General features: G+C 66.2%; 15 protein-coding genes. 7 read left to right on the top strand and 8 right to left on the bottom strand.

The annotated features are described in order from the left end of the window. Positions 1-117: 117 nt before the first annotated feature. The 7 genes from soxB to ACH13J_RS17235 form a co-directional block, all read right to left on the bottom strand. A complete protein-coding gene (gene soxB, locus ACH13J_RS17265) occupies positions 118-1,815 on the bottom strand; it encodes a thiosulfohydrolase SoxB (RefSeq protein WP_397544592.1) in 1,698 nt (565 codons plus the stop codon). Positions 1,816-1,912: 97 nt separating this feature from the next. Next, complete coding sequence (gene soxA / locus ACH13J_RS17260) at positions 1,913-2,767, bottom strand: sulfur oxidation c-type cytochrome SoxA (RefSeq protein WP_397544591.1); 855 nt, start codon at positions 2,765-2,767, stop codon at positions 1,913-1,915. 68 nt (positions 2,768-2,835) lie between these two features. Continuing rightward, complete coding sequence (gene soxZ, locus ACH13J_RS17255; RefSeq protein ID WP_397544590.1) at positions 2,836-3,165, bottom strand: thiosulfate oxidation carrier complex protein SoxZ; 330 nt, start codon at positions 3,163-3,165, stop codon at positions 2,836-2,838. Positions 3,166-3,184: 19 nt separating this feature from the next. Next, the gene (gene soxY, locus ACH13J_RS17250; RefSeq protein WP_397544589.1) at positions 3,185-3,604 is read right to left on the bottom strand and encodes a thiosulfate oxidation carrier protein SoxY; all 420 of its coding nucleotides are present in this window, start codon (positions 3,602-3,604) and stop codon (positions 3,185-3,187) included. A 36-nt stretch (positions 3,605-3,640) separates the two neighbouring features. After that, positions 3,641-4,120, bottom strand: a complete 480-nt coding sequence (soxX, locus tag ACH13J_RS17245; protein WP_397544588.1) for a sulfur oxidation c-type cytochrome SoxX — start codon at positions 4,118-4,120, stop codon at positions 3,641-3,643. A 108-nt stretch (positions 4,121-4,228) separates the two neighbouring features. Continuing rightward, complete coding sequence (locus tag ACH13J_RS17240) at positions 4,229-4,807, bottom strand: thioredoxin fold domain-containing protein (protein WP_397544587.1); 579 nt, start codon at positions 4,805-4,807, stop codon at positions 4,229-4,231. A 14-nt stretch (positions 4,808-4,821) separates the two neighbouring features. Beyond that, complete coding sequence (locus ACH13J_RS17235) at positions 4,822-5,559, bottom strand: cytochrome c biogenesis protein CcdA (RefSeq protein ID WP_397544586.1); 738 nt, start codon at positions 5,557-5,559, stop codon at positions 4,822-4,824. A 76-nt stretch (positions 5,560-5,635) separates the two neighbouring features. Here ACH13J_RS17235 and ACH13J_RS17230 point away from each other — a divergent pair, with 76 nt between their 5' ends. The 5 genes from ACH13J_RS17230 (at position 5,636) to ACH13J_RS17210 (ending at position 9,454) form a co-directional block, all read left to right on the top strand. After that, positions 5,636-6,007 (top strand): hypothetical protein, encoded by a 372-nt coding sequence (locus ACH13J_RS17230; protein WP_397544585.1) that lies wholly within the window; start codon positions 5,636-5,638, stop codon positions 6,005-6,007. Positions 6,008-6,111: 104 nt separating this feature from the next. Beyond that, positions 6,112-6,405 (top strand): metalloregulator ArsR/SmtB family transcription factor, encoded by a 294-nt coding sequence (locus ACH13J_RS17225; RefSeq protein WP_397544584.1) that lies wholly within the window; start codon positions 6,112-6,114, stop codon positions 6,403-6,405. A gap of 24 nt (positions 6,406-6,429) precedes the next feature. Next, the gene (locus ACH13J_RS17220) at positions 6,430-7,482 is read left to right on the top strand and encodes a YeeE/YedE family protein (RefSeq protein WP_397544583.1); all 1,053 of its coding nucleotides are present in this window, start codon (positions 6,430-6,432) and stop codon (positions 7,480-7,482) included. A 294-nt stretch (positions 7,483-7,776) separates the two neighbouring features. After that, on the top strand, positions 7,777-8,946 hold the full coding sequence (locus ACH13J_RS17215; RefSeq protein WP_397544582.1) for a geranylgeranyl reductase family protein: 1,170 nt from the start codon (positions 7,777-7,779) through the stop codon (positions 8,944-8,946). A gap of 301 nt (positions 8,947-9,247) precedes the next feature. Then, complete coding sequence (locus tag ACH13J_RS17210) at positions 9,248-9,454, top strand: cold shock domain-containing protein (protein ID WP_397544581.1); 207 nt, start codon at positions 9,248-9,250, stop codon at positions 9,452-9,454. Positions 9,455-9,500: 46 nt separating this feature from the next. Here the strand turns inward: ACH13J_RS17210 and ACH13J_RS17205 are convergent, their stop codons facing one another. Further along, complete coding sequence (locus tag ACH13J_RS17205) at positions 9,501-10,178, bottom strand: arylesterase (RefSeq protein ID WP_397544580.1); 678 nt, start codon at positions 10,176-10,178, stop codon at positions 9,501-9,503. Between ACH13J_RS17205 and ACH13J_RS17200 the strand changes: the two genes are divergently transcribed. Continuing rightward, the gene (locus ACH13J_RS17200) at positions 10,177-10,863 is read left to right on the top strand and encodes an ATP-binding cassette domain-containing protein (protein WP_397544579.1); all 687 of its coding nucleotides are present in this window, start codon (positions 10,177-10,179) and stop codon (positions 10,861-10,863) included. The genes ACH13J_RS17205 and ACH13J_RS17200 overlap by 2 nt on opposite strands. Further along, positions 10,860-12,045, top strand: a 1,186-nt coding sequence (locus tag ACH13J_RS17195) for an FtsX-like permease family protein (protein WP_397544578.1), incomplete at its 3' end; no start/stop codon positions are given. The genes ACH13J_RS17200 and ACH13J_RS17195, both read left to right, overlap by 4 nt.

The following is a 12,045-nucleotide window of genomic DNA, read 5'->3' as shown; positions in this document are numbered from 1 at the left end:
GATCCGGCCACGACCCCGGCGGCCGCCGCCGCGCTGCCGCGCAGGAAGGCGCGGCGGGAGGTCGGCTTGTTGCTGAAGCTCTCTGACATTTTTGCAGCTCTCCTTGACTCGACGGGGTCAGGTGCCCGTCACGGTAACGGTGTCATTCTCGGGCAGGCTGACGGTGCCCTGCTTGCGGATGTGGCTTTCCACCACGTCCCAGATCGGCGGCCCCTCGGTACCCTCGTTGACGCTGGCCCAACCGGCCACGACGTAGTTGCGGGCCGGGTCTATCGGCTCGCCTGTGCTGAGCAGGGTCATGTCCGAGATCCGCTCGCCCTGCGGCTTGCTGATGTCGATGTGATAGCCCATGCCGCCGATGCGCACCATGTCGCCGCCCTGCTGGTAATAGGGGTTGGGGTTGAAGATGTTGTCGGCCACGTCCTCGAGCACGACCTTGATGAATTCCCCCGTCATCTCGGTGCGGTAGGCCTCGGGATACGTCATCGAGGTGACGTTCCAGATGTCCTCGCGCGTGATGTCCTGCCCGGGTATCAGGCTGGGGCCCCAGCGGACGCCGGGCGACATGGCGATTTCGGCCTCGCGTTCCGACAGCAACGCGTTGCAGATCAGGTCGTCCCACGAGCCGTTGAAGTTGCCGCGGCGGTAGAGCAGGCTGTCGGTCTGCCCGATCACCTCGGCCAGCGCGTCGGCGTAGGGCGCGCGCTCGGCGTCGATGAGGGCCGCCATCTCCGGGTCGGGCGTGATCACGTCGCTGAAGACCGGGATCAGCTTGTGGCGGAAGCCCTGCATGCGGCCGTCGCGCACGTCGAGATCCACGCGGCTGACGAACTTGCCGTTGGAGCCGCTGGCGATCAGGATGGTGTCGCCGATCTGCACCGGCTCGGGCAGGGCGTCATGCGTGTGACCGGTCAGGATCACATCGATCCCCTTGACCACGCCGGCCATCTTCTTGTCGACGTCGAAACCGTTGTGGCTGAGGCAGACGACCAGTTCCGCCCCCTGCGCGCGCACCTCGTCGACCATGGCCTGCATGTGCTCGTCGCGGATGCCGAAACTGTAGTCGGGGAACATCCAGCCCGGGTTCGCGATCGGCATGTAGGGAAACGCCTGCCCGATGACGGCGATCTTGGTGCCCCCGCGCTCGAAAAACTTGTAAGGTGCGAACTCCGCCGCGGGTTCGTCCCACATCGCATCGAAAATGTTCTGGCCAAGGGCCGCGAAGGGCAACCCGCCCACCAGTTCGCGCACGCGCTCCTGCCCCAGCGTGAATTCCCAGTGGAAGGTCATCGCGTCGGGCTTGAGGGCGTTCATCACGTTGACCATGTCCTGCCCCTGGGTTTGGTAGCAGGTGTAGGATCCGTGCCACGTGTCGCCGCCGTCCAGCAGCAGCGCATCCGGCCGCTCGGCACGGATCGCGTTGACCACCGTCGCCACGCGGTCGAGCCCCCCGACCCGGCCGTATTCGCGCGCCAGTGCGGCGAAATCGTCATAGGTCAGGGCGTAGTGGGCGGGGCTGCCGTCCTCGATCCCGTAGCGGCGGCGGAACTCGGCGCCGGTGACATGCGGCACGTCGCCCTTGTTTGCACCGACACCGATATTGATCTCGGGTTCGCGGAAATAGATCGGCTTCAATTGCGCGTGGATGTCGGTGATATGGATCAGGCTGACATTGCCGAAGCTGTCGAACTGCAGCAGGTCATCCTGGCTCAGCGCCTGCTGCGCGGCCAGTTTCGACCAGTTGCCGAAACCGCTGGCCCCCAAGAGGGCGGAGGCGGCCATGCTGACCTGGAGGAAATCGCGGCGGGATATCATCTTTGGCACGTCCTTGTCCGCATGACATGCGGAATTTTGAATGTATCTGGGTAAGAGAAACCCCGCACCGTCCGGGCGGTGCGGGGCTCCCTTGGCTTCAGTTCCTGACCGAGGGTCCTTCGACCGAAAGGCCGTTGCCGCGGCTGGCCACGTAGAGCTCCAGCGCGACGAATTCCGGGCTCCCGGGCGTGTAGGTCTCGGCGCGGGTATCCCGCACGCAGCCCTTAAAGCGCGCATGAACGGTGTTCAGCTTGGCGTTCTTCAGGCGGTAGGTCGGAAACCCGTTGATCTGGCCCTGGCTGAGGTGGTCGGCGCGTATCATGTTGCCATAGTTGTCCTCGTGGCAATTCGCGCAGCTCAGTTCCAGTTGCCCAGTGCGGGTGTAGTAGAGCTCCTTGCCCCGCTCCCACGTCTCGCGCACCGGGCCGTCGATGGCCACGTCCACGGGCATGCCGCGGGACTGCACGGAAATCAGCGCCTCCATGTTGGCCATCTCGGTGCTGGTATAGCCGTAGGGCTCCGCACCCATGTTCTCGGTGCGGCAGTCATTGACCTGCATCGCCAGCGTCTGCACCTCCTGGGCTTCTTCGTCCCACTTGGGATAGCTGGCGCGCACGCCCTTCATGCTCTCCTCCGGCGTCCCGTGGCAGCTGGCGCAGGACTTGCCCTCGGAACCGGCCTCGCGGTTCCACTGCGCGCGGCCCTCGTCGGCGAAGATCATGCCCGAGTTGTCGAAGTCGTCCATTTGCAGGGCCTGAGTTTCGTCCGACCGGAAATGCCACCCCGACATGATCGTGTCGATGTAGGTGTCCGACATGTGCTCGGGCGCCTCGGTCTTGGTCACCATCTCGATCTCGCCATTGACGATCAGCGTGTCGTCATCCGGATCGGCCATCGCGATCCCGGGCGCGATCAGCATCGCCGCCATGGCTGTGAGTGTTCTGGTTTTCATGCAGTCTTATCCTCCCTAGCGTGACCCCGCGCCGGGTTGCGGCGGCGCGGGGGCTGGCTGGCCCGTGTTCAGGCAACCTCGATCGACTTGGCCGTTTCGTAGACCGACCCGTCATCGTCGTGCCAGGTGAATTGGAATTCACCCGATTCCGGCACCTTCGCCTCGAACTCGAAATACGGGTTGGTCGAGATCGCCGGCTCCATCTTGACGTCGATGACCGTCTCGCCGTTGAAGGTGCAGGTGAAGTTGTGGATGATCGAGCGCGGGATGACGTTGCCATCGCTGTCCTTGCGCTGGCCCGACTCCATCTTGTGGCTGATCAGGGTCTTGATCGTGATCGTGTCACCGGCCGAAGCGCTCCGGGGAACTTTCACGCGGGGGCGTACACCTTTTGCCATCGTCTCTATCTCCTCTCGCTCAGCCGCCGCAGCCGCCGATGGTGACTTTCACGGTCTTGGTGGCCTTGGCAAAGCTGCCATCGGCCATCTTGGCCACCGCCACCACGTCCTGCGTGCTGGCGAGCCGGATCCGTGTCTTGGCGCGATGCGCCCCGGCCAGCGGACCGAAGTTGAACGTCGCCACGGGCGGCTCGGGGTTACCGGCCGCGAGAACCATGATCGCCGAGGCGCCCTCGGCGGCCACCTCGATCGGCACGGTGTTGCCGTTCTCGGCGATTTCCGGCGCGTCCAGTTCCACGCCACCATCGGCCACCTCGGCGCCGCCGGTGAACTCCTCGATCAGGGCATCCGTCTTGGAAGCCATCGCCGGCATCGGCAGCGTTACCGCGACCGCGGCCGCGCCGCCGATGACCAGTGTTTCACGTCTCGTGAATTGCATCTTGTCAGTCTCCTTGTGCGTGCTTGTGCCGCGCCATCATTCGTCCTTGAGCGTCGAAAGGAAGGCAACGACATCCTCGATCTGCTGGGCTGTCAGCAACGGCGGCAGCGGCTCTTCCGCCGCCTTGCCGGTAAAGGCCTTGCCGGGGCGCACGAAACCAGTCGTCTTGTAGTAGGCCGGCATCATCGATTCCGGAAAGGTATTCTTCGCGTTGGCCACGATGCCGCGAAGCTGCGCCTCGGACCAGCGGTCGCCCGCGCCGTCCAGCATCGGGCCGATCTCGCCGTGGAACGGCGCATCCTTGAGCGCCGACACCTCGTGGCAGGAAATGCAGTTGCCGATCGACTTGGTCTTCATGACCTTCGCGCCGTTCTCAGGGTCACCGGGCTTGCCGGTCAGCGATTGTTCGACAGCGCCGTACTCGCCGTATGTCACTTCGCTGGGCGCCACCTCTCCGGCCGTGGCCACGGCGCTTGTCGCCACCAGGGCCAGTGCAATCGTCAATGCTGGTCTCATGTGTCCTCCCGCTACACATTCAATTTTCGCTATACCATAGGACACAATTGCGCGATCGAGCAAGATTAAATTCGCGTTTTTGAATTCAACGCAACTTTGTGAGCCTCCTCAATCCCCAAGATCGACATCACGCTCGCGGATGCGGCGGGCATGGTAACGCTGAAAATCCTCTCCGTTATCAAGCAGGTAGCGTTTCTCGTTGACCCATGTCAGCAAATCCAGCGTCGTGCCGGCCTCAAAGGCCCCTGGCATGGTGGCCACCGCCGCCTCTCCGGCGCTCTGCCCCTCCGCGACCTCCTCGGGCATGAAGAGAATCGTGGGCGTGAACATCACGCCCCATTTGCGCGCGGCATCACGTTCGGACAGCGACTCGCCATCGAAATCGGTGATCTCGGTCGCGCCGTAAAGGTCCATCTGAAGCACGAAAAAGTTGTCGCGGATGTAGTCCGCGATCACCGGCATGGGGAAAACCTTCTCGTGCATCCGCTTGCAATAGATACAGCCACGCTGTTCGAAGATGATCATAAGCCGCTTGCCCTCGGCGCTGGCCTCGGAGAGATCCGCGGGCAGATCCTTGAAGGTGTCGCGCATCCAATCCGTTTTGTGCAGGCCGTCGTCGCCCAGTTCCGCGGCCATGGACGGCAGCGCCAGCATCAGCGCGGCAATGAAACTCAGAATACGTGTCATCTTGGTCTCCTCCCTCAGATTTTCTGGAACGCCGGGAACGCCTCCAGCATCCATTGCGCGATCACGTTCACGCTGTCCGTGGCGATCAGCGCCGCGAAAACGATCAGCAGTGCGCCCATGGCCTTCTCGACCTTGGGCAGGTGGCGACGAAACCGCGCGGCAAAGCGCAGGAACGGGCCGATGAACATGGCCGCCACCACGAAGGGCGTCGTCATTGCCACCCCGAATACCAGCAGCAGAACCAGCCCGCGCAGCGCCGTGGCCTCGGTGGAGGCGGTAAAGACCACCGCCGTCAGAACCCCGCCAACGCAGGGTGTCCAACCCGCGGCAAAGGCGAAACCGACCACGTAGGCCCCGAGCACCGACATCTGCCGCGTCTCGCCGATGTCCATCTGGAACGCGCGGTTGAGCAAACCGATCCTGAGCACGCCCAGAAAATGCAGCCCCAGAACCAGCACGATGAGCGCCGCCACCAGGCGGAATTCGGTCTGGACGGAGCGGAAGGCCTGGCTCAGCCCGAAAGCGGCGGCTCCCAGCAGCGTGAACACCGTGATGATACCCAGTGAGAACATGATCGCGGCAAGGACCGCCCGCCGCCGCACCCCGGGCGGCAGCGCCCCGTCGCTGCCGATCTCCTGCATCGTGGCGCCTGCCATGTAGCTCAGGTAAAAGGGCACGATGGGCAGAATGCAGGGCGAGAAGAAGACGATCAAACCCCCGAGGAAGGCACTGAGAAGAGACACATCCAACATGCTGGGCCCGCGAAGCTTGATCGAAATTCATATTCAAACTATGCTATGTGAGTATACCCCGTCAACCGGAGCGTTCATGCGCGCATCCCTCGCCATATCCGTTCTTTTCCTCGTGTTTCTGTCCGCGCCGTTCCGGGGGCACGCGGCAGAGCTGCTGATGGTGCGGCAGGCCGGGTGCAGCTGGTGCGCCCAGTGGGAGGCCGACATCGGCCACGCCTACGCCAAGACGCAGGAGGCCGAGCGCGCGCCTCTGCGGCGTGTTGAGATCGGGGCTTTGCCCGACGACATCTCCTTCGCAAGCCAGCCCGTGTTTACCCCGACCTTCGTTCTGGTGGATGACGGGCAGGAACTGGGGCGCATCGAGGGCTACCCCGGGGCGCATTTCTTCTGGCCGCTTCTGGTACAGCTTCTGGATGCGCATCCCGATGCCACGCGGCCGGGGTCATGACGGCCACCACGCCCCTTCCTCCCGGCGATGATGGGGGCCAGCCGCGGGCCGGTGACGCGGCGCCCCCCACCCCGCTGGCGGCGTCGCTTTCGAGGGCCAGCGGCATGGAAGACATTGCGGAGAGCGCCAGTGACGCCTCCGCCTTTCTCAAGGCGATCAGCCACGAGGGCCGGCTGCTGATCCTGTGCCACCTGTCCACGGGCGAGAAATCCGTGACCGAGCTGGAGGAATTGCTGTCGGCGCGGCAGGCGGCCGTGTCGCAGCAGCTCTCGAGGCTGCGCAGCGAGGGGTTGGTCGCGCCGCGCCGCGAGGGCAAGGCGATCTACTATCGTTTGACAGACAACCGGGCTATCCGGATACTGGAAGTCGTCTACGAGCTTTTCTGCCGCTGCGGCTGACGCTCTTCGACTTGGGAGGAGACATTGCTGGACGGTCTGTCGGACGCGTCGCTCATGGCCCTTGCCGGGCTGTTTGGCGGCATCCTTCTGGGGCTTGCAGCCCGGCTTGGCCGTTTCTGCACGCTGGGCGCGATCGAGGACTTTCTTTACCAGCATAGCTCCATCCGCCTGCGCATGTGGTTCCTGGCCATCGGCACGGCGATCATCGGCGCGTACGGGCTGGCCGCGACGGGACGGATGGAGCTGGCTCAAACCACCTATCTCGCTGCCGGATGGTCGCCCGTCGCCACCGTGATGGGCGGCCTGATATTCGGCTACGGGATGTCCATCGCCGGGCATTGCGGCTTCGGCGCGCTGGCGCGCACGGGGGGCGGCGATTTCCGGGCCTTCGTGATCGTCCTGGTGATGGGCATCTCGGCCTACGTCATGCAATCCGGCCCGCTGGCGGGGTTGCGCGTGGCACTGGTCGAATCCACCACGGTCGACATGGGTGCCGCCAGCATCCCCGGCCTGCTGGGACAGGCGGCCGGGATATCGCATATCGCGCTGGGCCTCGCGCTGGGGACTGCCGTGACCGTCGCCGCGATCTGGTCGGCCGAAATGCTCCGAAACGGCCGCGCGATGATCTGGGCCGCGGTGGTGGGCGCGGCCATCGTCAGCGGCTGGTGGGGGACCTCGTGGGTCGTGAACACCCATTTCAGCCATATGCCGGTGGTGTCGCACACCTTCTCCGCCCCGCTCGGGGAATCGCTGATCTACCTCATGACGTCCAGCGGCGGCGGCCTGAGTTTCGGCGTCGGCTCCGTCGGCGGCGTGCTGGCCGGTGCCTTCGCCGGCAGTCTCGTGAAGGGGCATTTCCGGTGGGAGGCTTGCGAAGATCCGCGAGAACTGCGCCGGCAGGTGCTTGGCGCGGTGCTGATGGGCTTCGGCTCGGTCCTGGCGCTCGGCTGCACCATCGGGCAGGGCCTGTCCGCCTTTTCCGTGCTGGCGATCAGCGCCCCGGTGACCTTTGCGGCGATCTTCGCCGGTGCGGCGATCGGGCTGCGGCAACTCATCACCGGCTTTGCCGCACCCTGACGCCCCGCAATTCCCTCCGGCATGGCACCCGATTGCCCCTGCCCCGCCATGCGGTCGGCAGATTCACCGGGCAGCGTGGCGCCGTGAGGAGAGCAGATATGACACAAAAGCCAAGCAAATGGGCGGTCCCCCGGCGGCGGCCGGCATGCCTTCCGGGCTACCGGCCCGAAAAGCCGTTCAAGTTCACCGACTGGGCATCGCTGTAAGAGCGCGCCCGGGCGGTCTACGGCCTATGCACGGCCCGCGACGCGGGCTATTTGAAAAACCGTTGATACGCCGCCGGGAGCCAGCCTGATGCCCCGCTTCGACCTCGTGATCGTCGGCGCCGGCCCGGCTGGGGCCGCGGCAGCGGTTGCGGGCCGGAGCGAGGGGCTGTCCGTCGCGCTGATCGACAAGGCACGATTTCCCCGTACCAAGCTGTGCGGCGGGCTGGTGACCGGACGCTGCGCAAGGCACCTGTCCGACATCTTCGATCTTGATGTCGACCCGGCCCTGTTCGAGACGCGTCGGAACTTCGAGTTCCACCTTGACGGCGTGCGGCTGGGGCGTCTCACGGGCGTTCCGCCGGCCCATCTCACGATGCGATGGGATCTCGACGCCGAGCTTTTCCGGCGCGCGGTGGATTCCGGTGCCCACGACTATTCGGGACAGCGCATCGCCCGCCTCGACATCGACCGGCAACGCGTGGCGCTCCAGTCCGGCGAGACGCTGGCCTATGATTGCCTCATCGGCGCGGACGGCGTGCAGAGCAGCGTCGCCCGAACGCTTTTCGGCGCACCGTTCGACAAGCACCGCATCGGCTTTGCGCTGGAGATCGAGGCCGACGCGCAAGCACCGGATGACGCCACGCCGCTGCGCATAGACTTTGCTGCCGCGGAATGGGGGTATGGCTGGGTGTTTCCCAAGCGCGGCAGCACCACGATCGGTCTGGGCGGCCTGCAGGAACGCAACCCCGACATGAAATCCCGGCTGGCCGCCTACCGGGCCTTGCTGGGCGCGGAAAGCCCGGCAAGGGTGAAGGGGCATTTCCTGCCCTTCGGCGATTACCGGACCCGCCCGGGACGGCACAATGTCCTGCTGGCGGGCGACGCGGCCGGGTTCGTCGACCCGATCACCGGCGAAGGCATCGGCCATGCCGTGCACTCCGGCGCGCTGGCGGCGCGGGCGGCCGCCACGGCAATCCGCGCGGAACGTCCGCACGCCGCCATGGGGCACTACCGCGCCGCGACCCGGCCGATTCGGACGGCGCTGAGGTCTGCGCGCCTCCTGCGACCGGTGATATTCGCGCGGCCGCTGAAACCGTTTTTCGCCAGCACTTTCCGCGCTTCGCGGCGGCTCAAGCACGATTACATGCGCCTGCTGTCCGGCGATACGGAATATCCCGGGCTGCTCGCGCGGACGGCCCTGCGCCTGCCATGGGCCGCGATCAGATGGGCCGTTCGCCGCGGGACCACGCGCGGCTGACCTCCCACGGCACGGCAGCAAACGGGGGCGCCTGCATGGCTTCCGAACCTGCCGCCGCGCGATCGGCGCGCGCAGCGCGCGCTGCGCAAACGCATGACGCGGCCGCGAGGCATTTCGGCCCGCGCGGCAACGTGCTGGCGAATTTTCTCTTGTATCAGGGCGCGATTCTGCGCATATCGGGGGAGCGACGTTACATCTATCGACCATCTGTTCCTACCCAACGGCTCAGTCAATCGATCCAGTAATGACTTGCCGGGCTTGCCGCACTTCCGCGGGCAGCGAAAAACTAGGAGTAAGACAGATGGCCAATGGCACTGTAAAATGGTTCAACGCCACCAAGGGGTATGGATTCATCGCCCCCGAAACCGGTGGCAAGGACGTGTTCGTTCACATCTCGGCTGTGGAACGCGCCGGGCTGACCGGGCTGGCCGACGATCAGAAGGTGACCTTCGACGTCGAGGCGGGCCGCGACGGCCGCGAGGCGGCGACGAACATCGCGCTGGCCTGAGCCACGCGCCGAGCGACGGATCTGGGCCCCCTCGCGGGGCCCTTTTTCATTTCGCGCGCTGGATCAGCCGCACGACCGCAGGGCCCATGGCGTCGACGATCCGTTCGACCCCCCGCGCATTGGGATGGATGCCGTCCGGCTGAAAGAACGCGCGCGCCTCGCCCGGGTCGTCGGTGCCCAGCCCCTTGAAGAAGCTTTCGAAGTACAGCGTGTCATGGGCCTTGGCCAATTCCGGGTACATGGTGTCGAAGGCCCGCTTGTATTCCGGCCCGTAATTGCCCGGGGCCTGCATCCCGACCAGCAGCACCGCGACCGATCTTTCCTCGGCCGCGCGCAGGATGGTCTGCAGGTTGTCCCGCGCGACACCGGGAGCGATCCCGCGCAGCATGTCATTGCCGCCGAGCGCGACGATCATGGCATCGACCTGCGGCGTGAGCGACCATTCCACGCGGGCCGCGCCACCGGCTGTCGTGTCACCCGACACCCCCCCGTTCACGAGATGCACCCGGTGCCCGCGGGCCTCCAGCCACGCCTCGAGCCGTGGCACGAAGCCCTGCCCCTGCGCCAGACCGTATCCTTGTGTCAGGCTGTCACCAAGCGCGAGAACCGTGACCTCCCCGGCGCGCGCCGGGGTCACGAACAGGATGAGCGCCAAGAGCACCTTGCCGCAGGCGCGCGCCACCCCATATGTCGGAAAACCTTTTGCAATCAGGCGCAAAAACATGTCCTCTCCCATCCTTTCGCTGGCCGGCGCATCGCTGGAACTCCAAGGCAACGCCGGGCCCGTGCGGATACTTGACGCGATCACGCTGGATGTCCACCGGCGCGAAACGGTGGGCCTGGTTGGCCCCTCGGGATCGGGCAAGTCCTCGTTGCTGATGCTGATGGGCGGCCTGGAGCAGGCGACAGCTGGAAGGGTTGAGGCGCTCGGGCACGATCTCACCGCGATGGACGAGGACGCGCTGGCGCGGCTCAGGCGCGATCATTTCGGCGTCGTGTTCCAGTCCTTCCACCTGATCCCGACGATGACCGCGCTTGAAAACGTCGCCGTGCCCCTCGAACTCGCAGGCCACGCGGATGCCTTCGACAGGGCCGCCGAGGAGTTGCGGACCGTCGGGCTAGAGGCAAGGGCAGGTCATTATCCATCCCAGCTTTCGGGCGGCGAACAGCAGCGCGTGGCGCTGGCCCGCGCGGCTGCGCCGCGCCCGGACATCCTGCTGGCCGACGAACCCACCGGAAACCTTGATTCCGCAAACGGCGCGGCGATCATAGACCTGCTTTTCGGATTGCGCGAACGTCACGCTGCCACGCTCATTCTCGTGACGCACGCCCCCGACCTCGCACGCCGTTGCGACCGGGTGATCGGCCTCGACGACGGACGAATATCCGGAGAAGAGGCCGCTGCATGACGCTTCGCACCGCGAGCAGGCTGGCCTTGCGAGAGCTGCGCGGCGGGTTGCGCGGTTTCCGCGTCTTTCTTGGCTGCGTGATCCTCGGCGTGGCCGCCATCGCCGCCGTCGGAACCGTGCGCGAGAGTATCTCCGAAGGGCTGCGGCAGGAGGGAGCACGTCTCCTGGGCGGTGACGCGGAGATAGAGCTGACCTACCGTTTCGCCGACGAGGACGAGCGCGCATGGATGGAGCGGATCGCCGGGCGCGTGTCCGAGATCGTCGATTTCCGCTCCATGGCAGTGGTTCCGGACGGCGCGCGCGGCCTGACCCAGGTCAAGGCGGTGGACGCGGCCTATCCCCTTGTCGGCACGGTCGAGCTGAAGCCCGAAATGCCGCTCGGCCGGGCGCTTGCCGGGGCGGGCGGGCTGCCCGGCGCGGTGATGCACCCGCTTCTGGTGGACAAGCTCGGCATCGCGCGGGGCGACACGGTGCGCCTGGGGACACAGGAGTTCCGCCTGATGGCGACGCTGGAGTCCGAACCGGACAACGCCACCGCCGGGTTCGGGCTGGGCCCGCGCACCATCGTCGCCACGGCGGCCCTGGAAGGGTCGGGGCTGCTTGAGCCCGGCACGCTCTTCTCGACGCGCTACCGGCTGGAGCTGCCCCCGGACACGGATCTGGCGGGCCTGCAGGCGCAGGCGGAACAGGCGATGGACGGCAGCGGCATGCGCTGGCGCGATGCCCGCAACGGCGCTCCCGGCGCCGCCGAGTTTGTCGATCGGCTGGGCGCTTTTCTCGTGCTGGTCGGGCTGTCGGGCCTCGCCGTGGGCGGGGTGGGCATTTCCGCCGCGCTGCGCGCCTACCTCGCGGGCAAGACACAGACCATCGCCACGTTGCGCACGCTCGGCGCCGACCAGTCCACCGTGTTCCTGACCTATTTCATGCAGGTGGGCGTGCTGGCCCTGCTGGGGATCGTGCTGGGGCTGTTTCTGGGGGTCGGCGGCCCCATCGCCCTTGCCCCGCTGATCGAGCCGCGCCTGCCCGTCCCGGCGGTTTTCGCGCCCTACCGGGCCCCGATGGTGGAGGCGACGACCTACAGCCTGCTGACCGTTCTCATCTTTACCCTGTGGCCGCTGGCCCGGGCGCGGGACGTGCGCGCCGCCGCCCTGTTCCGCGGGGCGCTGGCGCAGGCGCGCAGCG

The organism is Roseovarius salis (genome assembly GCF_044472985.1).
In the GTDB taxonomy this organism is placed as follows: Bacteria; Pseudomonadota; Alphaproteobacteria; order Rhodobacterales; family Rhodobacteraceae; genus Roseovarius; species Roseovarius salis.
This window is presented reverse-complemented; position numbering and strand designations above follow the sequence as displayed.